Here is a 24,983-nt window from a genome sequence, read left to right on the forward strand (position 1 = left end):
ATTTTTAAAGGTTACATAAATCCAAATACTAGTGGGAAAACAAAAACTACAATGCAGGCCCAAATAAAGTAGATAGGGATAAATTTGGCCACAGTCGTTCCAATGTCTTCAAGAACTGCTTTTTGACGAAGAGCTTTGCTTAGTTGGTATGCCACAAGTAATAAATGGATTAGAATAAGTAGGTTGGCTACCAATACGGTAAGTCTATTCGGAGTAAACCCCCATTCTGAGATTCGAAAGGTAATGGCAGATAAAGCGATTCCATTGACCACAATGGTGAGGCAAGAAAGAAGAAATAGTACCCAACTATCAAAAGTGATTTTCTCTATATGAGATGTTTCAGCAATGGAAAAGAAAATCAATGCCATGACTCCAATCAACAACAGATTAAAGATTAACAAAAACTCCCGGTCATTGTAAGGATCCTTTCCTGAGTAAATGATGGCGATAACATAGGCCAACAACATGATCAAAACAGCAGGGCTAAACAGTTTAGCGATGATAGGAGTGACTTTATTGACCAATTGAGGATTGGATTGAGTGAGAAAGGTGCCTAAAATAGGTATAGCAGGAAGTCCAAAAACCATCAAGTACTTTTCAAAAAAGGGTTCCAAGTTGATGCCGATCAGCTCGAATAATCCAAAAGTCATGCCCATCAACAGAGCTCCTGCAATTCCGAGCACTGCACATAAGACGGCTACTTCTCCATTGAATTTTAAGAATTCCAAACGCGGTTGGAGGCTTTTGGATTTGTTTCCAACAAAAGAAATTCCAAGCATGTACCAAAGTAGAAGAGGTAAATGAATACAAGCCAAAATCAAAGTGTCGCTTTCCGGGTTGTTGGGAAGCAGGTTGATATAAATGATGCAAATGCTGAATATCCCAGCTAAGACGCCGACGGTTTGTCTAGAGAGCTGATTTCGCCATGCAAAATAGGTGGTCAATACAGGGAAGATGATAAAACCTAGATTTCTCGGGTAAAAGAAATCAGGCGAGACTGAAATGATATCAGGTAGTTTAGCAACCAGCCCTGCAACTAGGCAAGCAATAGCTATGTAAAGCATTTCATTTTTTTGTCCCCAATAAATAGCATTGCTTTCGTAGTTTAGTCTGGCATTCCAAAATTCAGTTGCGGAATTTTGTTCAATTTTTGGAGATAGTTTGAGGAATGATTCCGTGAATAGTGACTTGTTTGACCGATAGAGTTTCTCTAAGGAAACTGGGTCATTTAGGTGGGTTAAAATCTCTTGTTCCATGGTGTGATATTTTTAGCTATAGGGTAGGAGATAGGTGTCATAAATGGATTAATTTTTTGAATTTTCATATGTTTCTAAGCAAGTATCTAATGGACTTCCATTTGTATGGATGCATTCACAAAAAGCAAATCCGACGGTTTCATTTTCTGTCCCGATAAATTGCTTTTTGCATGATTCCAGGGAATTTTGAGGCATTACCTCATGACCGAATCGCGTGAATAAGACGAAGAAAACCATGGTTAAAAGAACTCCACCAAAAAATAGAAATGGAAATTTAAGACTGTATTTTCCTGGTTTTGAAAAGCTTATCTTTTTAGAGAAGCGATTAAATGGTATGATAAACCTTAGTTTGTCATAATGCCATGCAAGGATGTAAAGATTAGCCAAAACCATCAGCGGTGAGGTAATATAGGAGCCCACAAATCTCACAGCATAGGATAAGATCCAGATATTAACAATGATTGGCAAGTATAATAATGCTCCCATTAAAACCGTCCTTGGTAAGAGAAGTAAAATCCCTGCCGTAACCTGCGCATAGCCAATAAATGTGTAATAGTAGCCAGTATGATGAAGAGCTTCCAGATAAGCCCCCATCGGGTGAATCTCAGATAAACCACTGGCAAATCGTTCGCCCAGGATTTTTACCATTCCTGCTACGATAAAGGCATACGCTAATAGAATTCGGCAAAAAAGCTGGAAAAGCCAATACCACCGGTTTTGCTTTATTTCGATATAGTACTTTTCCAAAGTGTTCTTGGGAGTGAATTCAATCATATCTTTTTGTTTAGTTAAGTTGTAGAATTCAATTCCAATCTCCCGTAAGTCTAAATGCGAATACAGCACATAACCAGATGGCGATAAAATAAAGTAGGGTGCTAAAGAGGATCGCAATGAGTTTGGGAGTTCCTTTTGGAAACCAGACAAAGCCCATTAAGTAAAAGAAGAGTGCACCAAAAATTCCTCCCAATGGAATAAAAGTCAAGGGAATTAACATCCATTTTTGAAATATATCTTCTTTGAATAGAATGATGGATCCTAGACAGGAAAGGGGGATTGCTGCCCCAATAATTCCAGCTGCCAGCATGGATTTGGCTTGTAGGCCTTTTAGAAAATCGATTTCAGTTTTCATTCGCTTAGATTTTATGAAAGTACTTTGTATTTCAAAGTGAATGGGTAAATTTTTTTAGGTTTTGTTTTCTTTGATCAAATTTTCAAGGAATTCTAAATGCTCTTCAAAGGCTTTTTTGCCTTGTAGAGTAGCGGAATAGGTAGTTAAAGGCTTTCTTCCGACGAAGGATTTATTGACGGTTATATATTCTTGCTTTTCTAGGTTTTTGAGGTGTGATGCCAAGTTCCCGTCCGTTACTTCCAGGAGTTCTTTGAAGGAATTAAAGTCGTATTCCTCATTGACCATCAAGATGGACATGACCCGCAAACGGACTACGTTTTCAAATGCTTTATCGTAATTCCCCTTCACCTTATCTTTCGTATTTATAGTACATCATAGTTCCATATATAATATGTACTACCCCAAAGCCAATTGCCCAAAGAATCAAGCCAAAGGAAGGCAAGAATGCAGAAATCACTCCCAAAATAAGTTGGCAATAGCCTAGGTATTTGATGTCGCTTAATGTGAAATGAGAAGCACTTACCAGTCCGATCCCATAAAAAATCAATGTTGCCGGAACTAACATCTCGATTTGGTCTCTCATGATCAAGGCCAAGCAAAAAATCCCTCCCATTAATACAGGGATGAATAATGCTTGTGCAAATCTTTTGCTGGCTGAGGACAAAAAAGTAAGTGCTTTTTTCTTGCTTTTATTTTGACTCATGATCCAGGCAGTTGTAATGGCGAGAACCATTACGATCAGGGCTGTGATCAATACATAATGAAGTAGACTATCATTGTATTCAGCTGATGGAGGTCCGATGGGTGAATTTGGATAATAAATCCATCCATAGGCTAATCCTGCTCCTATAAGAGCATAGGTTCCAGTTAAAATTCCAGATAGTCCACTCAAGGATAAAAAGCGGGTGCTTCGTTCCATCATGGATTTAATCTCAGCTAACTCTTGTTCTGGCTTTCTCATTTTAAAAGTACTTTGAAATACAAAGTAAATTTTAAAATTTGGATTTAAAATGGATTGTTAAATTATTTTTTTTAAAAATTAAGGAGGCCAGTTATTCAAACTGTTGCAAACGCCTTAAAACTTCCTCTTTATAGGATCGGCTAATGGTCAAGGCTTTATCGGCAATCTCTAAGTATTCGTGGGTATAAGAATGGATGGCAGAAATATTCCCTATAAAGGATCGATGGAAACGCAGAAACTGACTTTTGGGTAACTTTCCTTCAAAATTGGAAATGCTTTCCCTGACGACTAGGACACGATCTTTCAAATGAATTTTAATGTAGTCAGAATAACTTTCGACGTAGAGAATATCTGAGAAATCTATTTTTTCCATTTTCCGATCCTGACGAACAAACAGGAATTCAGGCTTCTCAGAAGTTGAAGTATCCCCATCTTTCTGTAGGGACTTCTTGACTTTTGCGACAGATTTAAGGAATCGATCAAATGGAATAGGCTTTAGTAAATAATCAGTGGCTTCCAGATTAAATCCTTCAATCGCATATTCCCGATAAGCTGTGGTGAAGATGACATGAATCTCTTTGGGAATGATTTTGGCGAAGGCCATACCGTCGATTCCAGGCATATTGATATCTAAAAATACCAGATCGATTGTATTTTGTTGCACTACATTAAAGGCCTCATTGGAATTGCTACAACAATCCACCAGATGAAGATAATCTACTTTAGAGATGAAATCCTTCAGGATATTCTGGGCTATGGGTTCGTCGTCAACAATGAGGCAGTTCATGATACCTGTGGCTTTGGTTGGGTGGTTAACAGTTTTAGCTCAACTACAAAATAACCATCTGATTTCTTGATGTTAAATGAATGGGAATCCGGGTACAATAGTTTAAGTCTTTTTTTGATATTTTGAAGACCTATTCCTGAAGAAGTCAAGGTTCTTTTTGTTACTGAATCATCGAAAGAATTCTTTACAGAAAACGCTACTTTATTTTCTTGAGTCTCAATTCTAATTTCGACAAAGGCCCCTTTCCCATGTTTGAAGCTGTTTTCCAATAAAGGAAGAAACAGCATCGGGGCAATCATCAGGTTATTTGTTTCTTCAGGAAAATTTGAAATAATCCGTAGTTTATCTCCATGTCTCAATTTTTCCAAGGCTAAATAGTCTTTCAAATGATCTATTTCATCCTGCAAGGGAACCAGCGTTTTTTGAGTTTGGTATAAAATGTAATCCAACAGATTGGACAGCTTGAGAATCAACTCAGGGGTTTCGGGACTTTTTGCAATAGCAGAGCCATAAATTGTATTGAGTGTGTTGAATAAAAAATGGGGTTGAATCTGCATTTTGAGGTAAGAAAGTTCCTCTTGCTTAAGTTGAAGTTCTCCATTAAGAATGGTGTACTGCAGTTCCTGGTTTTTCAGGTGTAGCTTGTAGCTTTCCCGATAGGCAGCGAATAAAGAAGTGACCAAAACTACGATATAAACAGCCACAATGATAAGGTAGAGATTTTTTGTCAAAGTAAATTCGGTGCCGAGCGATTCCACCGAATTGATAAAAAGGAAACCGTAAAAGGAGGATAAAGCGATCAGAAAAATAGAGATGACAATGGAATAAAAAGTATAGAGCGAAAACCAAAAGTACCGTTGCCGAAACAGATATTTCGGGATAAGATAAAAGCTGAATACGTTGACCATTCCCATGGTAACCGGAAGTAAAAAGGTTCCGAAAGTAAAAGCCGGACCAAGATCAGAAATCGTGATTCCAAAGTAAAAAGCAAAGAATACCAGCGCACCAAAACAGATGGAGATTTGCTCCAGCATTTTCTTTAGCAATTGCTTTATTACTCGATTCTTATCCATTTTTAAGTAAGACAAGGTCTTTTAAAAAATTGTATTTCCAAAGAATTTGCGACGATTGACAGGTTTTGGAAGATAAGTAACTTCAGGGAATAACCTTTTTCCAGAATCCAGTTGAATCCAGTCAAATCCCTAACCTTGCCAGTCGTTTGTCGCAAAAACCACTATCAGCCTGCGAAGTATGGTAAACTTGTGAACTCATTTAAATAAAAAAATCAATGGACACACTCACAACAATTTTAGGTCAAAACATAGTGTTTTTAAATGTTATAACTGATCGTTTTCAGGAAGGTGGTTTTCTTGGAATGACACTAGTTTTCTTATGCTTAATATTGGGAATCTTCTTTACGATAAAAGCTTTTTCAAATCTTAAAAGTAATTTACCCACTTTCACTAAGTATAAAAAGCTGATAAATCAGGTCGTTTTGCTTGGTCTGGTAATCTCTTTTCTAAATTCCCTTTTGGGATTGATTCAGGCATTTGATTCATTGGAAGCTACAGGCGGAGCTGATCCAGCTATTGTTGCTGGCGGTCTAAAAGTCACTCTGCTTTCGCCTCTTTTTGGGTTACTCGTCTTCGTTCTGGGTTATACTGCCACTTTTATACTTAGCTGGATGCGAAAAACAGACCTGGAAGAAGCTAAATAAATCAACATTCAAATTCCATAAAATCCTTTCTGATGTCATTTTTCTTCAATCAAAAAACAGTTCTTTGCCTCGCTATTTTGTTCAGCGTAATTGGTGAAGCTAAAGCTCAATATTTATCTCAGATCGGCTTAAAGGACTCTGTTTATTCAGAAGTTTTAAAAGAGTCCAGAGAGTTTTATGTACAGTTTCCAGAGGGATTTGATCCTGAAAGTGGCAAGAAATATCCCGCAGCATATATTCTCGATGGAGAGATTTTGTTGCCGGGACTGAGTGTCACGCAGAAGTTTTATTCGGGAGGTTTTATCCCCGATATGATCCTTATCGGAATTTCCAATCATCAAAATAGAACAAGGGACTTGACTCCATCTCTTGTGGAACCTAGTTGGGAACCTAATGGAGGAGCAGCTGATTTTTTAGAATTTATTTCTAAAGAATTGATCCCATATATCGAAAAAAAGTATCCGGTTACGGATTACAGGAGCTTGATAGGACATTCCTACGGGGGGCTGTTTGCTATTAATACACTGCTAAACCAACCTGAACTTTTTGAAAATTACCTGGCAGTTGACCCTAGTTTGGATTGGGATGATCAATTGATGTTAAAGCAGGCGAAAGAAGTTTTTTCGAAAGAAAGCCTGGAAGGAAAATCTCTATATGTTTCACTTAGTGGGCAGTTGCATATGCAAAAGCCCGAAATGACTATCGCTACTGTCATGCAGGACGACTCGGATTTTACACTTTTCGCCCGAAGTAATCTTGCTTTTTCGGAGTTCATCAGAGCAAAAGCAGGACAAGGTTTAGATTATGATTGGGAATTTTTTCCAAAAGATCTTCATGGCACTATTCCTCTTCCATCTATAAGGAATGGCTTGATTTCCCTGTTTGAATGGTTTCAAATGGAAAACGTTGAATTGTTCAATATACCAGAGACAACCACTTCAGAACTACTTGATTTGATCAATTATAGGGCGAAAAAGTTAGAGGCTCATTTTGGATACCCGGAACCACCTATTCCTGAAGATTTGATGAATATGTCTGGATATATGAGTTTGGATCGGGGACAATTGGAAAAAGCGAAAATGTTTTTTGAGCAGGGAATTTACTATTTCCCTAAAAGTGCCAATATGTATGACTCAATGGCGGATTATTTTATTGCTGTGGGTAACTTCGAAAGTGCTTACAACCATGTAAAAAAAGCTTATTCCTTGAGCGAGAGCGATTACCATAAAGAGCGAATGGAAGAATTGGGATTAAAAATTAATTAGTCTCTTTCTGATAATATTTTAAAAATTCGGACAAACCTAGAATTTGTAAGCGCATTTTCTGGGTTTTTTGTGGAATATTTCGATCACTTCCTGGAAATGATTTTGTCCATTTATTGCCTAAGGATTTTCTGTATATTCATGACAACTTTTAACTTCAATCCCCTTCCAATTTATGAATAGGAAATTATTTCTTTTGGTAATTTTAGTTGCTTTAATCAGCAAACAAACATACGCTCAAAATCTCATCATCAATGGAGGATGGGTGTTTGACACTTCTACCAAAACCTTTGAAAAGAATAAAGGGATATACTTGGTGAATGGGGTTTTTGGAACTGGTTCAGAGCAAATCTTAAATTGGGAAGTATTTAACTTGACCGACGAAGATTATGTATTACCCGGACTAATCGATTTGCATGCCCATTATAGAATCAGCTACAATCAAGAAGCCTATGACGATACGGTTGCCATGCCCAAGATATTTCTGGCTAATGGGGTCACCAGTACTTTTCCTGCTGGGGAAATAGAGCCCGAGAAAATGTGGGATCTACAGAAAGAAATTGATGCCAATAAGAGACCTGGTCCAAGAATCCTCCATTCTGGGCCATATTATGGAACAGCAGCTCCTGATTGGAATCCAGATTTTACAGAAAAAGATATTCGTGAACGAGTGGATTATTGGGCAAAAAGAGGAGCCTATGGTTTGAAAGCCAAAGGGATTACTCCTGAGCATTTGGCCATTCTTATCGATCAGGCTCATAAGAATAAATTAACGGTAACCGGTCATTTGGATTCTGGGTTTAGAAATTCTGTCAATCCTCAAGATGCGATTGACATGGGTATAGATCGGGTAGAGCATTTTTTAGGAGGGGATTTATTGGCTGATACTACCAATGCGTACTATAGCTTGAAACAACTGGATCCCATGGATCCGAAATTGGAGGAAATCATTCAATTGTATATTCAAAATGGGGTGTATTTCGATGCTACTTTAGGAACCTATGGAGCGATTGGTCTGGTTGATTCTCCAATTTTTTTTGATTGGGCCTATGAAAGACAATATTTCACCCCATTTACAGAGAAACTGATAGAAGGGATCAAACCATCCGATTTCAATGCCTTATGTGCAGAGATTTATCCTGTAAAACAAGGAGTCTTGAAAAGATATTATGATGCCGGAGGCTTGATAACTGTCGGTACGGATAGGCCTTTATTATTGGATAATTATCTAGGAGGTGGAATAGGAGGTTTTTTCATCCATAGGGAAATGGCAGCCATGGTGGAAGTAGGAATTCCTGCTGCGGAGGTGCTGTATTTTGCCACACAACAAAATGCAGAGGCTTTGGGAATTGAGGATCGAGCGGGAAGCATCAGTCCTGGGAAATGGGCCGACTTGATGATTACGAAAGGAAACCCGATCGAGGATATTAAGAGGACTCGATTCGTTCATACTGTCATCAAAGGGGGCAGGATCTATTCATCAGAGGAATTGAAAAATGCTGCTAAAGGGAAGTTGGGGCCAGAGAAATAAAAATATTCATCGGATCAATACCATTTTCAGCTTCTTATTCTATTTGATCGCTTTGATCACTTTTCCTCCTTTCATTACGAATTCTACACGGGATAATTCAGTAATATCGTCTAGCGGATTTTTCTTCGTAGCAATGATGTCTGCAAATTTCCCAACCTTAATACTTCCTATTTCATCCTCTTTCATCAATAATTCCGCATTTACTTTAGTTCCTGCGAGAATCGCCTGCAAAGGGGACATTCCTAATTTGACAAGTAACTCAAATTCCTTAGCTGCAAAATAGGGAGGGAATCCAACATTGTCTGAACCAATTCCCACTTTTACCCCTCGTTCAATGGCTTTTGAATACATCTTCCATGACTCCTCTCGATGCTTCAAGGTTAATTCATACATTTTGGCCTGTGCCTCACTTTCCTTCCATGTCTCCAATCCATACTCTCCGACACTAACAGTAGGAATTAAAAATGCATCATACTTCAAAAAAAGATCAATACTTTCATCATTGAGAAAGGTGCCATGTTCTATGGATCTTGCCCCAAACTGGATCGCTTTATTGATGCCTTCTGTAGCATGTGCATGAGCCATCACCGGAACACCTCTTCTTTTGGCTTCTTCCATTGCTGCTATTATTTCCTCATCACTAAACTGGACATTTTGTGGGTTATCTCCTTCGGACATAAATGCCCCAGTTACCAAAATTTTAATCCAGTCGCTTCCATATTTTATTTCCTCCCGAATAGCCTTTTGAATTTCCTCTTTACCATCTACGACTAGACCATCAGCAATAATCGATTGATCAGGAGAGAAAAAATTAATATCACCCCCACCCCCTGTCACTGATAAATAATGTCCCGCTCCGTAGATTCTTGGGCCATCAAATAAACCGTTATTTATCGCATCTCTAATTTCAAAATGTGCGTATTGGGTATCCGCATCACCTGCTATTCTTAAAGTAGTCCAACCCTCATTCAGCCAATTTTGGACTGATTTTAATCCTCTGAGCGCATTGAAAGCCGAGGACCCTTTTAAGTGATTTACTTGGTAATCGTCTCCATAAATTAAGGGATGTACATGTGCGTCTATCAATCCTGGCAGCACAGTATATGCGGAAAGATCTATCACTTCATAATCAGGTTTTATAATAGCTCTATTTCCTATTTCTACAATTCTATCCTCCTCAATGAGGATTACTGTATTGGTGAAGACTTTATCATCTTCAGCGGTAATAAGTTTACCACATATGATCGCTGTTTTTTCTTGAGCATGCAGCACAAGGGAAAACATGAGCATAAGTACGGATAAGAGGATTCGGTTTTTCATCATCAGTTTTTTTTGAGGCATGGTCAGGTTGACTATGCGCTAAATATTGGGCTTTCCTTGACCTAATTACCGCTTTTTATCCTACAATAGCCTAGCGTGAATTCTTGTAGGGGGTGGTTATTAACAAAGCCTAATCAAATAAATATACACTAAAGTCCTTGATTTGTGCTTCCCCTTTTGAGTCCAGAATTTTCAGGCGTATCTCAGACAACTCCATTTCATCAAATCGATGAATGAACTTATGGCCTATAACTGTACCTTCAAAAATGGTCTCCCAACCACTTTTGGTTTTGCCTTCCACTAAAAATTTACGAATGCGTTCTCCTTTAGAGATTTCCTCCATTAGGACCAATTGATTGATTGCTGTTCGTTTTGGTAGGTTGATGCTGAGCTTATTCCCAGAACCTGAAGTAGACCCGATTTTATTGCTAAACCTTCTTTTGATTTCATCTCCGAATTCCATTAATCGTTTGGTATCAGTATCGGGAATTAGACCTTCTGCATTGGGGGTCAGTCCTAAAATCAGACTGGTATTATGGCCTACCGAATTATAATACATATTGACAAGTTTCTCCAAGGGATATACCAAATGGTCTCTTCCCGGTTCCCAAAACCAATCATGTCCTCCATGTCCCCTCAAGGGGGCATCGCTCATGGCAGGCATATAATAGGTACCGTTGGGGTCTCCTGTTTTCAGTAATTCAAAATTATTTTTACTGATTTCCTCCCTTGCACTTTCTCCCGATCCTATCGCCGGGTAAGCAAAGGTCCCCCAACTCGGATAAGGAACAGTTCCGGATTCACTGCCTCCCCAACGCATATCTGCCCGCTGTAGGTTGTGATAAAACAAACCATTGGGTTGGTATTTTTCAAATATGGATAAAACATCTGGACCTCCTTGTTCAGGGCCATGTGCACCTCCATCAAACCAAACCATGGCCCAGTCTCCGTAATTGGTAAAAATTTCTTTGACCATACCTTCAACCATGGTGTTGTAATGCTGCTGACGATTTTTAGCAAATTCACTAGATCCTTCGATCCTAAAATCGTGGATTCCATAGAAGGAATTCCATCTGATTCCAATATAAACTCCCGCTTGGAGTCCATACTTTTCACAAGAAGCTTTAAAATCCCGGAGTAGATCGCCTTTGCCATCTTGCCATTTCAAAGCCTTCATGCTATAAGGGTTGTAATCACTTTGAAATAAAGCAAAGCCAGTTTCATGGGTAGCGGTCAAAATAGCAATTTTTACTCCCGCGTCTTTTGCGGCTTTTACCCATTGGTCTGTATCTAGTTTTTCAGGATTGAAAATGTTATAATCTGGAATAGGAGTAATTCTGTTATAAGCCTGGTTGTAAACTTTCCCATCAAACACATGGAGATCATAGTGAAAGACGGCTACCATCTCTGTATTTTGCCAGTTAAGCTGGGCCTGAGTTGGAATGGGAACTTGATCTTGCGCTTGCGAAAATGTCAAACCAAGGAAAAATAGGCAAAAGCTTAACAGGGATTTTTTTAGGGACATGTTAGGGTAATTTCTTTTAAAAGCTTAAAAAAAATGGAATGCTTTTACTTTTCAATACTTTTTAGGATAAAGTCCACCAATAGACTTGGATCTTTTAAACTATGTGGATGATGTCCAACTCCTGGTTTTGGGATCAAAGTAATTTGTCCACCAGCTTTTCGGAATTCTTCAGCTAGCAAATAGGTGTTTTCCATAAAAGGGACAACTTTGTCTGATTCCCCATAAACATGTATCACAGGAATCTTTGCTTTCGCAATTGCAACACTCTTGTATATGGGAATGCCTTTAAAATCACGAACGGAAGCAGAATCCAATCCATACGCTTCTAAACATTTTTTCCAATCATTGGGACTTCCTTGACCAGCAAATAAGCCTCCTGGCCAACTTTTGATATCGCAGACCGGAGCGTCTGCATAGATGGAATAAACTTTATCAGTATTTTCTGTGGCCCAATTATAAATAATCAGACCACCACGGCTCATGCCTTCCAAAACCACCTTCGGGTTTAGTTTGTATTCTTTTCTGCAGAATTCATAAAACTCATTCCATCGTTGCACAGCTTCTGGATTACCAAATAACCCGGCTACATCTACATAAACTACATGAAATCCTTTTTCTAATAAGGCTTGGTCCAATTGTGGCTCATGTCCCCAGAACCGAGCTCTCCAAATCCAGTTTCTGGTATCATTTGCCTCTTTGGGGAATACGATCTTTGCTGCATGGCCTTGAAATGAAAACTCCTTTACTTCATATTCTGAGAAAGCAGAATTCTGGGCAAAGCTTTGAGAAACCAAAAAGCTAAAACCAATAATCGCGATGGTTTTGATAAGGGAGTTCATAAGTTAGCTGGATTTGAGCGAATTTATAGTTCCTCTTTAGGAATGGCCATGGTGTGGTTTCCTATCAAGTAGCATTTCCCACCAATTTCCACATAAGTTCTCATAAAATGATAGGTAGTGGGTTGAGGTCCTCGATCTACCACAGTAATCCCCGTGACCACCGCAGTATTACCGGAAATAGCCACTTTTACATCTCGTTGGGACCTTGAACGGGTATTTGAAGTTCCTGCTGCTTTCTGTTTTTTGGCCCGTTCAACTACCGACCATTTAGAATCCACCATGGTACCATGATTATGTACCCAGACAAACTCCTCTCCCAAAGTAGTTTCAAAAAAATCAGGGTTGGGATGCAAATTTGCCTCTTCCCATTTTGAATCAAGTAATTTGATGCTTTCTGCTGTCATACAGGTAGTTTGAGCGGAAGCGATGTAATAGGAGGAAAATACGAGTAGGAATAAAAGAATACTGGCTCTCATTTGGATTGGGTTATGGGCTATAAAACTAGTTAAAGGTTTTAGTGAAATGATTAAGAATAGGATAGGCTCTAAAATGATTTGACTATTCCCAATCCAAATAATTTCTCCAATTATGCTGTTCCTTGAAGCCCAGTACTTCTTTGATTTTTCGATTTGAAAATAAGGCTTCATGCTCTTCCAATTCACGGGTGATAGGTACTCCTGGAAAGAATTGTTCAGCCAGTTTTTTACTAGGAATCACTGCTCCGTTATGGTCATTTCCTGCATTGAAGACTTGGTATCCTAACCCATTTTTCTTCAAACATAAGTCCACAATTTGCCCCAAATCTCTGGCATCGATATAGCAAAATGCATTCCTACGTCTGACCTCAGGATTTTCTAAATAGTGAGGGAATAATTCGACATATTCATGAGGCTCAATTACATTCCCGATACGAAGGGCATAAATGTCATAACCTGATCTTCGCTGGAAGGTCCGAGCCGTTTTTTCATTAACTACTTTGGATAAGCCATAACTATCCATAGGATCCACATCATAGTCTTCCTCCAGTGGTAAAGATTTAGGGTCGGTTTTCCCATCAGAAAAACAAATCCCATAGGTGGTTTCCGAAGATGCGATGATGATCTTTTTTATTCCCAACTTCACTGCCGCCTCAATCACATTGTAAGTGCCTATGGAATTTACTCGGAAAGTTTCATTGTCGGGATTGATCAAAATTCTGGGGACTGCAGCAAAGTGAACCACTGCATCAAACTTGGGCGTCCCATTACCTATTTCCAGTTCGCCTAGATTGGAATAGGAGGACATGGCATTGAACATTTGTCCCGAATCGGTGATATCGGCTATCAAATTGTCCACTTTGGGGTGATTCAAAGGTTTCAAGTCTACATTCATGACCTGATGCCCCTGGTCCAATAAGTAGGGGATGACGTGTTTTCCAGCTTTTCCTGAACCTCCTGTAAAGAATATTCGCATGTTGAGATTGGGGTTTATTGTGAAAATGAAATGAGGATCATTCAAAGTAAAAAACCTTGAATGATCCTTTAGGACTTAATTATCAACTGTTAATCGATGGTCTTTTTTAAGGCCTTTATTGATTTTGGGAACAGTAGTTTTAATGACTTGATCCCGTTCCTCTTTCAATTTAGGTTTCATGGAGTTATAATACTCAAATTGTGCTTTTTGATCCGAAGTCCATGGACCTATGTAATTATCAATCTGAGAATAGAGTGTTCTGATACGGCTGTTTAATTCCCCATATTTTCTGATAATTTCTTTCAATGGAGCTGCATCATCCTGATCGTATGAAATGTTATCTTCCTCAAGTTTTTCTAACTGTTCCTCTAATTTTTGAATCGGAGCTCTATCTTGTGCTACTTCCGAACTCAGAGCAAGGATCTTTTTGAGAGAGGCAGTCCATTCTTTTCTTACTCCAAGTGGAATATCAAGTCTAGGGTCATCATTCACCCTAAAATTCTCTTCAAAGATTTCACCATTGACTTCTAGCTTAGCAGTGTACAATCCTGGAATTACATAAGGTCCATTCATTCTAGATCTACCAGATCCAGGAGCACCATATTCATACCTCAAATCCCACATTATACGATGAATTCCGGGTTTATTCTTAGTTTTTACTTCATTCACATAATCACCATTGCTATCATAAATCTTCAAGCTGATGGCATCTTTTGCTACAGAATCTTGGAGGTAATAATCAATTACTGCCCCGAAGTCAGGGTTTTCACCACGATAATACATATCTCCTGTATGTGCCCCGTCATTGGAGTAATTGATGATAGATGCATCTTCAATTGTGAATAATTCTGCTGATTGCTGAAGAACTTCTGGAGTCAATTCCTGTAAGGCATTCACATGATCCAAAATCCAAACCCCACGTCCATGGGTTCCCAAAACCAAGTCATTGTCTCTAGGGTGAATGACCAGATCATTGAAAGGAAGTGTAGGCATATTGCTTTTCAATTCTACCCAGTGCTTTCCTGCATCAATGCTGATAAATAAACCGAATTCAGTTCCTAAGTACAATAAATCTGGATTCTTAGGATCCTCTCTTAAGGTTCTCGCAACGCGATTGGCTGGTAAATCACCTGCTACAGATTCCCAGGTTTTTCCATAATCTTCCGTGCGATAGATGTAATTGCTATAATCATCATTTCTATAATTATTGATCGCTACATAAGCCCTTCCTGCTTGGTGTACCGAAGGTTCAAATGTATTGATCCAAGTTTCCTTTGGTAAACCTTCTAAGGCGCTACTTACATCATTCCAGGTTTTTCCGCCATCCCATGAAACCTGCAATAAACCATCATCGGTACCGGCGTATAGCATTCCTGGGGTGTGCAAATCTTCAGCAATGGCAGTAAGGGTAGGGTAATAAGGGATGCCATCATCCAAAGATGCGGTATGCTCATCTGGTCGTTGTCCCATGATCAATAGTTCACGACGATTTACCTTAGTCGTTAAATCCCCTAAAGCAGCCCAACTAGCTCCATTGTCGGTGCTTTTCCATAATACATTGGTGCCCGCATAAATGGTGTTGGGGTCATGGTTTGATAGAAAGAAAGGTCCATCCCAATTGCCGGGAGCCATTGCGTTTCCTAATTCAGGTTCGGGAAGTCCCGGGCCCCAAGCATCCCAGTTTCTTCTGGCACCAATTCTGCCTTTTGGGTCCCCGGGGCGAATGTCTTGACGTTGTCCATTTTTCATATTGAGTCGGGATAGACCCAAATATTGAGATTCGGTGTACACTACATCCGGATCGTTTTGATCCACCAAGTTGAGGAAGCCATCGCCTCCTCCTAATCTTTTCCAATCCTCATTGAGTATTCCATCTCTGCGGTAAGTTTCACTTGGTCCTACCCAGCTTCCATTGTCTTGTAATCCTCCATAAACGTTGTATGGAACCGCATTATCCACGGATATTCTATAGTATTGACTGACCGGAAGATTGTTGATAAAAAGCCATTTGAGTCCACGGTCGTACGAAATCCCTATACCTCCGTCATCGCCTTTGATGACATGTCTGGAATCCTTGGGGTTTACCCACAAAATCCGATCATCTCCGTGTAGGGATTGACGCGGTGCGGTAAAGGTTCTTCCGCTATCACTGGAATAGCTGTACTGGTTCATCATATAGATGCGGGATTCATCACTTGGATCCACCAAAGGCTGGGAAGCATACATGGGTCTCGGGTTCCAGTCGCTCATCAACTCCCAACTTTCTCCTTTGTCCTTGCTTCTGTAAATCCCGGCTCTTCGTTCATTGTATGCAGTGGAGGCATTGTATTGAAAACCTTGTTCCAATGATATAAATACAACCTCTGGATTTTTGCGATATATCGAAATTCCAATTCTTCCATAATCTCCCTCTGGAAGACCATTGCTTAGTTTTTTCCAGGTTTTACCTCCATCGATGGATTTATGAATTCCACTTCCGGGTCCTCCTCCATGAAAACCATAAGGCTTTCTCATTCTCTGGTAGGTAGCCGCATAAAGAATATTGGGGTCTGATGGGTCCATAGCCACATCGACTACGCCTGTTTCCTCATCCACATAAATCAATCGTTCCCAGGTTTTCCCACTGTCACTGGTTTTGTAAAGTCCTCTTTCTTCATTAGGACCCCACAAATGTCCCATGGCAGCCACATAGGCCACGGCAGTGTCAGTAGGATGAAGTACGATCCTTCCGATATGGTGAGAGTCTTTCAATCCCACGTTTTTCCAGGTTTTTCCTCCGTCATGAGAAAAGTAAACCCCATCTCCCCAGGAATTACTTTGTCTATTGGCTCTTTCTCCAGTTCCTACCCAAAGGATGTTGGGATGTGCTTGATTCAAAGCGATTGCTCCAATGGAATGGGTGTTTTCTTTTTCAAATACCGGTTCGAATGAAATTCCATTGTCGCTGGTTTTCCAGATTCCACCAGTAGCAGTGGCAGCATAAAAAGTGTAAGGATCTGATTCCAGTACTGCCAAGTCTACGATTCTACCACTCATGGTGGCAGGACCTATATTTCTTAAGGGCAGTCCATCTAATAATTGACTGGTTAACTGCTGGCTAAAGACAGAAAATGAGAGGCTCATGCAGAGCAAGAGCAATAAGGATTTGGTTTTCATAAGGGTGGTTTTCTTTATCAACTTGAATTTAATCAGATGTGGGGAGTCTACCATCCAATTTTTGAGGAATGGTGGAGAGTTGATAGGGAAGTAATGAAAAAATAACCCAATAAAGAATTGTGAATTTTAGATTTAATATAGAGGTAAAGTGGAATTATATGTTCCACTTTACCTCATTTGTTATCTTTAAAATCAATAAATCAGCGCTGCAACTCTTCCATTTCGGCAAGTGCATGATCGAGCTTATCTAGGATTTTGCCATAGATGGCTCTCACATCTTCCTTATGAATCACCTTACTGAACGCACTCATGATACCTGCTCCAATAAAGATGGCCAAAGTAGTATAAGTATGGAGGCCGAAAATCAAATCTGAAGTACTTTCAGCTACTTTTTCGCGCATGGGTGAAAAGATGTCGGAGTACCAAATCCCAAAATAAAAGAGCAAGATTAACGCTGGATATACGAATCGATACATGTTGCCATAGCGCTCTGTAGAGCGGTCGATCCATTCTTTGAAGGATTTTAAAAAAGCATAACTGCTTTGCCCCTTATCTAGCTTTTCCAAGGATTTTAATTCTTGGTATGCCGTATAGGCTACATAAAGCATCATTACCAACATGAGGCTACCAGCCACGAGCGCACCCGCCAATACTGCTCCGATAAATAAGAGGGAGGACCCAATGATAATTCCCCAAATATTGATTTTGAACATTTTCTCAAATTTTTCAATCAGATGTATGGACTTCCTATTGTAAATGTCATTGACTTTAGGAGCTATCAGCGCATCACTTTTTAGAAATCCTTGTTTCCAGGTAGTTTCAATTGATTTTTCCATCTAATAATTTTTTTAAGCGTTCTTTAATACGTTTGATTTTTACCCCGATATGATTTGGGTTGGTTCCCATGATGTCTGCGATTTCCTGATAGGATTTTTCTTCCAGGTATAGTAAAATTATTCCTCTGTCTACCTCGGATAATTTTCTGATGGCCTGGAAAAGTTGTTCCAATGACTCGTCTGAAAATGCCTTTGAATCTTCTGATAGCTCCTCAGGTATGAATTCTGAACCGGTATGCTGAGGGGTATTTTTCTTTTTCTTGAGTAAAGTCATACTCACATTCAGCGACAATCGGTACACCCAAGTAGACCATTCTGATTGACCTTGGAAGTTGTGTCTGCTTTTCCAAATTTGTAAACACACTTCCTGATAGTAGTCTTCGAAATCTTCCTGCGTATCCGTATATGCCCTGCAGATCTTGATGATAATCGGGGCATAGGGTAAAATTGATGCTGAATAAAAATCGCTACTCACTGGCTTTTTCTTAGTTAGTGGCTCAAATCATAATTTATTACACCTCATTGGATATTTTTTCAAAAAATGTGATTTATCACTTATTGGTGATGTTGGGGAAAGGGAATGACTTGGATATAATATGGGAAGGTTAGAGGAGGTATAATGAAGAAAGCCCCTCCTTTCTGATTTTATAGAAATAAAAAAGATTAATCTTTCAAGGTGAGGGAACCCAATCGCTCGCCCATCAAGAGATGTTCATAGCCTGCTCCATTACCCATTTGGGGTGCATCTAAGGTGAATTGGACGAATTCCTGAAATAACATCACAAAGTCTGAACCCCCAAATTGGAAATATCCCAAAGGATCACCCTTTTGGACACGGGACCCTTTTTTTACGGTATCTTCAAAATTAACCGAACCGATGGTAGCCATGCCCACTGGGATCAATGCCACCAATCCAAATTCTTCTGTGTCTAAAATGACACAGCCTCTGGTTTCCAAAATCTGCCAATCTATGCCAGTAGGATCATAGGCATAACGTTGGTTGGCAGGATCCCATTCCAGAAGCCCACCCGCTACCCCTAAACCAGGTATCAGTTTAACCTCTTTGATCACCCCACTTAAAGGGAAATGATAGCGATGGTAATCATTGATTGCCAGAAAAGAGTGTAAAAAAGTGCCATTTTTAAAGGCATTTGCATACTCGCTTTCTTCTCCAATAAGCTTGTAAACAGAACGGAAAGTAGCAGATTTGACAGGAACTCCCGCTTTGGCAACAAGAACCGAACTACTGTCTATTTCCCAAGTTCCAATCGGTCTGGAATCAGCAAAAGAAGTAACAATCTGATTATCCTCGGGAGAAGTAATGGGCCTCTCTTCTGGAGATTGGAGCTTTCTTGCAAAGAAATCATTAAAAGAATGCCAATGGGATGGGGCTTCATACCAGGAAGTGTTTAGCCCAAACAGACTGTCAGCTTTGGCAAGTTGGTAATAGGATTCGTTCCAGGATTCTTCGGATGAAAGGTATTTTCCCCATTCCTTGTTGAATTTTGTCAACCAGGATACAAAGGGTTCTGAAAATTGGATGGTATTGTTATAAAGCCCTTTGCCTTCCAGTTCTGGAAGAGGTTGGTTGATCAGAAAGTAGAAGTACCGGAGGCTCTTGCTGATGTCGGAATAAACTTCAATGCTGTCCTTTTGTTCATATAGGCTCCAGGGCATCCCTTTTTCTGTTTTGGAAACAAATTCCAGGTATTGTTCTAAAGATTGCACAGGATTGGTCTTTGGGTCTGGATTGGTAATTTTTGCTCGTTCAATGGACTGCTCCAAAAGCTTCTGTACCTCAGGCTCCGTCTTCATTAAACTGATCAGTTCCACCGTCATGGGATGGTAATCCACCTGGTTGGCTGCATCACTACAGCTAAAGCAACATCCGATAAGCAGAAAAATACTAAAAAAATAGTGATGCTTTTCCATATTGTTAGAAAAATGATTCTTTCTAAATTACTAAAAAGCTTGAAATAATACTATTTCAAAACTCTACTTTTGAAAGTGTTTTTAGATGGGATTTATTGATTTTTTGTTCTTCTGTTTACTCTTGTTCTACCACACCAAAAAGCCTGTAATCGGTAAGGAAGCTCCAATCAAGGAAGCTAAATAAGCAAGAATTCTCCCTGTAAGACCCCAGACACTTCCAATATGGAAGTCATAGACCAACCCATTGGTTTTGCTGTTCTATTTGGGCATTGTGTAGGATAAACTTCTGCACGCTTTCATTTTCTCGACCCACTGGTTTGTAAAAAAAGGATCCAGTTTTACCTCTGCATGTTGATAGATTTGATCACTGATTTTCGAGGTGATCAAAGAAGCTCCGAAAGCATCCGCTAAACCTTGGGCGTATGTGGATTCATTGGGATGCGGCAATAGTCTTCATTACTTCCAATAGCCAAGTAATCGGTTAGTACCTCGTATATCAGGTCATGGGTTTGGCCAAGAGCGACCGTAAACATAGAGGTCAGCCGGATCGGTTTTCCCAGGAAATCAGGCATATTTCCAGAGGCTAAAGCTTTGAAAATTTCCTCTTCTCGTTCTTCTAATTCCAAAGGGATCATTTGCTGCATAAATTCCAAACCAGTCTCTGTATCTGGATTTCTTTCCGGAATCTGTACTGGGGTGATCTTACTTTGAGCTATTGAAAAGAGTGGAAAAAGAATTAAAAAGGAAAGCATAATTGAAACATGTGAAAAAAAGCAAGGATTGTTCCCCTGGTTTTAAGCATAAGGATTATGAATGTTAAAGCATGCAATTTTTTATCGGACATTTGCATCCATTCGAATTTCAAATCCGTTAAGGCAGATGACCTGTTATCTGAGATACACCTAATAGGGAGGATGCAAAAGCAAAATCAAGATAAACCCTCCTTCAATTTGGGGATTCTAAGTAAAAGTCTCTTTATACTAATCACCATCAATGCGGCCTCATTTGCCAACTTCTCCTATTTTTCAATGTTTATAGATCTATTTATTTCCATGCTGTGGAGCGTATCTCCTTTTGGAGAAGCCAAATTCGGAATTCCTTATGCCTTACTCAACGGGGTGAATATTTACCTGACTTTTGTTTGCTGTTTTGTAGCAAATATTCTAGTCTTTCCGGTGATGAACTTTTTTCTCCAGGTAGTCAACCGATACCTGCTTAAATGGTACCATTATAAAAAAGCTGCTATTTTTGTGGGTCGCCGTACCAAAGCAGGGGCAGGTGAAAATGTGAAGAAATATGGGTTTTGGGGTTTGATGGTTTTTGTTTCTATTCCCTTTCCCGGTACCGGAGTATACGCCGGTACGATTGCCAGTTTTCTTTTTGGACTGGATAGGAGAAAGGCTTTTTTCGCCAACGCAGCAGGGATTTTTATTTCCTGTGTGATTGTTTGGATTACTACCCTTGCAGCGATGAATGGGTTTAAGGCTTAGGACACTCCAATATTCAATAGCTCAATCCCACAGGATTTATCCTTTATGCTCAGTCCCCAATGGCCTCAGAAGGACGAGATGTAAAATTTTTAAAAATTAGCAAATGAGAAACTTCAGGATTTCAAACCCTAAAGAGCGAAAACTGAAAGTGAATTATACATTCATCGGAAACAAATAGCAGAACTAAATTTATAAAAGAATCCAGACCGGATCCTTTTTTTGCATTGAAATTAAGTCTGCTAATCTTCTTGAAAGCTTGATGTCTTATACCGGGACGGGCATGGAGACCACCACGGGTAAAAGAACGCTGTGCTTTTCGATAGCTACTTTTTGCATGACTTCGGGATCTCCCAAAACTTCCTGCATCTTAGCTAAATCGGTCACTTCTGCCACCAAAACAATGGAATTGGGATCATCTGTGTCCTGAAACGTCTGAAAGCTGGTTCCGAATTTGGAGAAAATCTCTACTCGGTCTTGATGACCTTTCATCCAGGTGTCAAAATCGCCTACTTTATGGCGCATTACTACTGTTGGCATGGGTTATTGGATTAAAAATGATTCCTACTCGTTTGGCTTTTCGGATTTCGCCCCCTGGTTAATCAGGCAGGGATTGGTCTGGTGGTGAAAAGAAATCTCGCTCCAGTTTCCATAAGTTACCCATTCTGCTAGAAAGAAGCTAAAATTAAATTATTGGTAATCAATAATTTGAAAGAGATAGAAAAGCAGGGGTTGAAGTTTTTGTATAATGTTGAACAAGTTTTCAATCCACTTCAGGATTACAAATCCTGAAGAGAAGGTTGAATTTTGGAGGAACTCCCTTAAACTAACCGATTTGAAGGAGAGTTTAGGCAGAAGGCTTTTTTCTTCAGACAGTAGTATTTTTGAGACCAAAAGGACTTATACCTAAAATCCCCCGACATTTTTTCTTTTGAAAATGATAGAATCTATCTTGGGGTAGTCAAACTCAAAATCATGAAGAAATTACTTTTGTTCAGCCTACTATTATTTGCCTTTTTAACGCTGCAGGCACAGCAAAAAGCCTGGATGCTTGGGCCTTTTGTTAGACCTGTTGACGCAAAACCTATCATTGCGCCACAGTCTACCACCACTTTCCAAGATCCTATGACTGGGAAAACAGTTGCCTGGGAATCTATGGCAACGTTTAACCCAGCTGCTGTGGTAAAAGGCAATCAGATAATGGTGCTCTATCGTGCCGAGGAGAAACTCGGGGAAAAAGAAATCGGTGGACATACCTCCAGAATAGGTTTGGCTAAATCGGATGATGGCCTTTCTTTCAAGAGGGAACCAGAACCTATTTTTTATCCGAAAGAGGATATGCAAAAAGAATTTGAATGGACAGGAGGGACGGAAGATCCTCGGATTGTCGAAACAGAAGAAGGCTTGTTTGTCTTGACCTATACCCAGTGGAATAGAGATGTGCCGAGACTTGCAGTGGCCACTTCCAAAGATCTCAGGACATGGGAAAAGCATGGGCCCATTTTTAAAGATTGGAAAGATGGAAAGTACCATTTTACCGAATCAAAATCAGGGGCAATCGTTACTGAAATCAAAAATGGCAAGCTCTATGCAGCTAAAATTGATGGGAAGTATTGGATGTATTATGGAGTACCTCATATTTGGCAGGCCACATCCGAGGATTTGATCCATTGGCAACCGGTAGAGAATCACGAAGGAAACCGTGTGCCGGTTTTAAGTCCAAGGCCAGGGTACTTTGATTCGTGGTTGGTAGAAGCAGGTCCGCCTCCTGTCTTGACAAAGGATGGAATTGTAGTGCTATACAATGCAGGAAATTCACAGCAGGTAGGAGTAAAAAATCTTGGCAACCGGGTTTATACAGGAGGACAGGCGCTTTTCTCCGCTACCGAACCTTGGAAATTATTGGATCGGGTGGAGGAACCTTTTATCCAACCTACATTGCCATTTGAAAAGTCAGGTCAATATCCTGAGGGGACCACATTTTTGGAAGGCTTGGTTTATTTTCAGAACCTGTGGTTTCTGTATTATGGCACAGCAGATAGTATGGTAGGAGTGGTTTCCTGGTCTGAGAAAAATTAATCGATTTTAGATATTATAGCTATAAATAAAAGGACCGAAATCCTCATGATTATAAACCCATTCAGTCTCATTGATATAGGATTCAGAATATGTTGAATCGACTTCAATTGACCACCAATTTCCTAAAATCCCGATTGAACTCACTTTCTTGGAACAGCCAATCGAAGTAAAAAATAATAAGACTATTGGATCCAATAAAAAGATCTTTTCTTTCTCAAAATAAAACTTTTATGTGAGCCCTTTTTCAAATTAAATCTAAAGAGAAGAGAAATCCACCATGGGTATTATTTGAATTTTTTAGACAATCCATTGATGGCATTGAGTCAATTTTTTAAAATAAGGCAAATTTAAAAAACCGAATTTATTTCGCCACAAACCAATCCATCCCATCAGGATTCTCAAAGCCAGGTATTTCTTTCATCACGGTCATGGTATTGGTGTCGATGACTACTAATTTATTTCCGGCGCTTACTGCATAGTATGCCCGTGGTCGAACGGGATCGATGAGTATGCCCTCACCACCGGCACCTACGTCAATTTGTTTTACTTCTTTTCTTGTGGCCACATCCCAGACACGCAGCTCCGTGCCCTGCAGCTCATTCATCAAAACGTATTTTCCGTCTTTCGTAAACTTGATACGGTTGTTCAATCCCCCTTCAAATGAAATTGTATCGACCAATTTCATTTCCTGAACATTGATGATGGATAATTTCTTCGCATGCATGTGAAGCACCCAGAACTCCGTACCATCGGGTGAAAGTGCCATGCCTTCCATTCGGGTGTCACCGGGAAAATTATGGAATACAAAATTCTTCCGACCTCGATCATTGGTTACCCGATCAATAATAGAAATCACTTGGCCATTGCTGCTGGCAGTGAAAATGCGATTTTCGTCAGGAGTGACGATGAGCATATGTGAACCACCGGGGAGGCCAATGACCTCATCAAAAGTTTTAGAGGTCGGATCATAACGCGAAATCAGGCGATTGGTCTCATGGCCTATGTAGAGATGATTGCCTGCGAAGGTAATCGCATGCCGGTTTCCAAATGCACTGATATCAATGGGTTCCATTCTCTTTTGCTCAATCATATCCACTACTGTGATTCCTGGAAGATTCGAGCCGATGTATACATATCTCCCGTCGGTTGCCAGTTCGTGTAGATTTCCTCCTGCCGGAATACGAGCGACCACTTCCAATGTTTCCGGATCGATAATCACCAGTCGGCCTGCATCCTTCTCACCTAAAAGCAAAGCTTCTTTGGGAGTGGGGCCGAAGCTCACTACTGGTGAATCCGGATCAACGGCCTTGCTTTGCCTTTGTGCAAGTAAGGGTTGTACCTCAAACAGAAGAAGCGAAATCAGGACTAGTAATAAACAGCTTGAGTTTTTCATAACTGGAATTTGGATATGAGTAGTTATAAAAACCTGCTCTTAAGCTCGTCCTGTGCTGTCTTGAAGGTTCCGTTCTTTTTTTGTTGATTCTCTGGTTCATTGGGATAAGATGGTGTAGTTAAAACTACACCTAGTGGGGAAAGTGTAGGAGTAATCTCAGCTACTTGAGGGGGGCTTGCTCTTCGAGATTTGTAATCTCGAAGCCTTATCTGAAGATTTATAATCTTCTAAAATTATATGTTTTTCTTTTTACGAGGATTGAAAATCCAATGAAATTGGTTCAGGATTACAAATCCTGAACAGCGGAATTTCAAATTCTTT

24 protein-coding genes and 1 pseudogene are annotated in these 24,983 nt (G+C 39.8%); 5 read left to right on the top strand and 20 right to left on the bottom strand.

Annotation, left to right across the window (positions count from 1 at the left end; translation table 11 throughout):
• Positions 1 to 11 precede the first annotated feature (11 nt).
• The 7 genes from JYB62_RS00315 to JYB62_RS00345 all read right to left on the bottom strand — a co-directional run bounded on the left by JYB62_RS00315 (position 12) and on the right by JYB62_RS00345 (position 5,206).
• Positions 12 to 1,256 (bottom strand): DUF4153 domain-containing protein, encoded by a 1,245-nt coding sequence (locus JYB62_RS00315; protein ID WP_205643465.1) that lies wholly within the window; start codon positions 1,254 to 1,256, stop codon positions 12 to 14.
• Between the two features lie 48 nt (positions 1,257 to 1,304).
• On the bottom strand, positions 1,305 to 2,030 hold the full coding sequence (locus JYB62_RS00320) for a DoxX family membrane protein (RefSeq protein WP_205643466.1): 726 nt from the start codon (positions 2,028 to 2,030) through the stop codon (positions 1,305 to 1,307).
• A 28-nt stretch (positions 2,031 to 2,058) separates the two neighbouring features.
• Entirely contained in the window at positions 2,059 to 2,385 is a 327-nt protein-coding gene (locus JYB62_RS00325; RefSeq protein WP_205643467.1) for a hypothetical protein, read from the bottom strand.
• A 54-nt stretch (positions 2,386 to 2,439) separates the two neighbouring features.
• Positions 2,440 to 2,733, bottom strand: coding sequence for a winged helix-turn-helix domain-containing protein (locus JYB62_RS00330; RefSeq protein WP_205643468.1), 294 nt, complete (start codon positions 2,731 to 2,733; stop codon positions 2,440 to 2,442).
• 1 nt (position 2,734) lies between these two features.
• On the bottom strand, positions 2,735 to 3,346 hold the full coding sequence (locus JYB62_RS00335) for a hypothetical protein (protein ID WP_205643469.1): 612 nt from the start codon (positions 3,344 to 3,346) through the stop codon (positions 2,735 to 2,737).
• Positions 3,347 to 3,437: 91 nt separating this feature from the next.
• On the bottom strand, positions 3,438 to 4,133 hold the full coding sequence (locus JYB62_RS00340; RefSeq protein ID WP_205643470.1) for a LytR/AlgR family response regulator transcription factor: 696 nt from the start codon (positions 4,131 to 4,133) through the stop codon (positions 3,438 to 3,440).
• A complete protein-coding gene (locus JYB62_RS00345; RefSeq protein WP_205643471.1) occupies positions 4,130 to 5,206 on the bottom strand; it encodes a sensor histidine kinase in 1,077 nt (358 codons plus the stop codon). The genes JYB62_RS00340 and JYB62_RS00345 overlap by 4 nt, the downstream gene beginning before the upstream one ends.
• 215 nt (positions 5,207 to 5,421) lie before the next feature.
• Between JYB62_RS00345 and JYB62_RS00350 the strand changes: the two genes are divergently transcribed.
• The 3 genes from JYB62_RS00350 (at position 5,422) to JYB62_RS00360 (ending at position 8,643) form a co-directional block, all read left to right on the top strand.
• Positions 5,422 to 5,850, top strand: coding sequence for a MotA/TolQ/ExbB proton channel family protein (locus JYB62_RS00350; RefSeq protein ID WP_205643472.1), 429 nt, complete (start codon positions 5,422 to 5,424; stop codon positions 5,848 to 5,850).
• 32 nt (positions 5,851 to 5,882) lie between these two features.
• A complete protein-coding gene (locus JYB62_RS00355) occupies positions 5,883 to 7,115 on the top strand; it encodes an alpha/beta hydrolase-fold protein (protein ID WP_205643473.1) in 1,233 nt (410 codons plus the stop codon).
• 172 nt (positions 7,116 to 7,287) lie between these two features.
• Positions 7,288 to 8,643 (top strand): amidohydrolase family protein, encoded by a 1,356-nt coding sequence (locus tag JYB62_RS00360; protein WP_205643474.1) that lies wholly within the window; start codon positions 7,288 to 7,290, stop codon positions 8,641 to 8,643.
• Between the two features lie 39 nt (positions 8,644 to 8,682).
• Here the strand turns inward: JYB62_RS00360 and JYB62_RS00365 are convergent, their stop codons facing one another.
• The 11 genes and pseudogenes from JYB62_RS00365 to JYB62_RS00415 form a co-directional block, all read right to left on the bottom strand.
• Positions 8,683 to 9,984, bottom strand: coding sequence for a metal-dependent hydrolase family protein (locus JYB62_RS00365; protein ID WP_243431403.1), 1,302 nt, complete (start codon positions 9,982 to 9,984; stop codon positions 8,683 to 8,685).
• Positions 9,985 to 10,093: 109 nt separating this feature from the next.
• Positions 10,094 to 11,488, bottom strand: coding sequence for an alpha-L-fucosidase (locus JYB62_RS00370; protein WP_205643475.1), 1,395 nt, complete (start codon positions 11,486 to 11,488; stop codon positions 10,094 to 10,096).
• Positions 11,489 to 11,532: 44 nt separating this feature from the next.
• On the bottom strand, positions 11,533 to 12,327 hold the full coding sequence (locus JYB62_RS00375) for an alpha/beta hydrolase family protein (RefSeq protein WP_205643476.1): 795 nt from the start codon (positions 12,325 to 12,327) through the stop codon (positions 11,533 to 11,535).
• 23 nt (positions 12,328 to 12,350) lie between these two features.
• Complete coding sequence (locus tag JYB62_RS00380) at positions 12,351 to 12,803, bottom strand: nuclear transport factor 2 family protein (RefSeq protein ID WP_205643477.1); 453 nt, start codon at positions 12,801 to 12,803, stop codon at positions 12,351 to 12,353.
• Between the two features lie 82 nt (positions 12,804 to 12,885).
• Entirely contained in the window at positions 12,886 to 13,779 is an 894-nt protein-coding gene (locus tag JYB62_RS00385; RefSeq protein WP_205643478.1) for an NAD-dependent epimerase/dehydratase family protein, read from the bottom strand.
• A 75-nt stretch (positions 13,780 to 13,854) separates the two neighbouring features.
• The gene (locus tag JYB62_RS00390; protein WP_205643479.1) at positions 13,855 to 16,935 is read right to left on the bottom strand and encodes a WD40/YVTN/BNR-like repeat-containing protein; all 3,081 of its coding nucleotides are present in this window, start codon (positions 16,933 to 16,935) and stop codon (positions 13,855 to 13,857) included.
• Between the two features lie 200 nt (positions 16,936 to 17,135).
• Positions 17,136 to 17,771: a hypothetical protein gene (locus tag JYB62_RS00395; RefSeq protein ID WP_205643480.1), complete on the bottom strand. Its 636-nt coding sequence runs from the start codon at positions 17,769 to 17,771 to the stop codon at positions 17,136 to 17,138.
• Positions 17,755 to 18,246: an RNA polymerase sigma factor gene (locus JYB62_RS00400; protein ID WP_205643481.1), complete on the bottom strand. Its 492-nt coding sequence runs from the start codon at positions 18,244 to 18,246 to the stop codon at positions 17,755 to 17,757. Before JYB62_RS00400 ends, JYB62_RS00395 begins: the two co-directional genes overlap by 17 nt.
• A 188-nt stretch (positions 18,247 to 18,434) precedes the next feature.
• Entirely contained in the window at positions 18,435 to 19,703 is a 1,269-nt protein-coding gene (locus JYB62_RS00405) for a phosphatidylserine decarboxylase (RefSeq protein WP_205643482.1), read from the bottom strand.
• Between the two features lie 126 nt (positions 19,704 to 19,829).
• Positions 19,830 to 19,943, bottom strand: a pseudogene (locus JYB62_RS19970) (PepSY domain-containing protein); the annotation flags it as partial.
• 167 nt (positions 19,944 to 20,110) lie between these two features.
• The gene (locus JYB62_RS00415) at positions 20,111 to 20,455 is read right to left on the bottom strand and encodes a hypothetical protein (RefSeq protein ID WP_205643483.1); all 345 of its coding nucleotides are present in this window, start codon (positions 20,453 to 20,455) and stop codon (positions 20,111 to 20,113) included.
• Between the two features lie 162 nt (positions 20,456 to 20,617).
• Between JYB62_RS00415 and JYB62_RS00420 the strand changes: the two genes are divergently transcribed.
• Positions 20,618 to 21,193, top strand: a complete 576-nt coding sequence (locus tag JYB62_RS00420) for a COG2426 family protein (protein ID WP_243431405.1) — start codon at positions 20,618 to 20,620, stop codon at positions 21,191 to 21,193.
• A gap of 264 nt (positions 21,194 to 21,457) precedes the next feature.
• Here the strand turns inward: JYB62_RS00420 and JYB62_RS00425 are convergent, their stop codons facing one another.
• Positions 21,458 to 21,730 (bottom strand): hypothetical protein, encoded by a 273-nt coding sequence (locus JYB62_RS00425; protein ID WP_205643484.1) that lies wholly within the window; start codon positions 21,728 to 21,730, stop codon positions 21,458 to 21,460.
• 435 nt (positions 21,731 to 22,165) lie between these two features.
• On the opposite strand from JYB62_RS00425, the gene JYB62_RS00430 reads away from it, so the two are divergent.
• Positions 22,166 to 23,269, top strand: a complete 1,104-nt coding sequence (locus JYB62_RS00430) for a glycoside hydrolase family 130 protein (RefSeq protein WP_205643485.1) — start codon at positions 22,166 to 22,168, stop codon at positions 23,267 to 23,269.
• A 361-nt stretch (positions 23,270 to 23,630) separates the two neighbouring features.
• Here JYB62_RS00430 and JYB62_RS00435 read toward each other — a convergent pair whose 3' ends face one another.
• Positions 23,631 to 24,662, bottom strand: coding sequence for a YncE family protein (locus tag JYB62_RS00435; RefSeq protein WP_205643486.1), 1,032 nt, complete (start codon positions 24,660 to 24,662; stop codon positions 23,631 to 23,633).
• Positions 24,663 to 24,983 lie beyond the last annotated feature (321 nt).

Source organism: Algoriphagus lutimaris, assembly GCF_017051705.1.
In the GTDB taxonomy this organism is placed as follows: Bacteria; Bacteroidota; Bacteroidia; order Cytophagales; family Cyclobacteriaceae; genus Algoriphagus; species Algoriphagus lutimaris.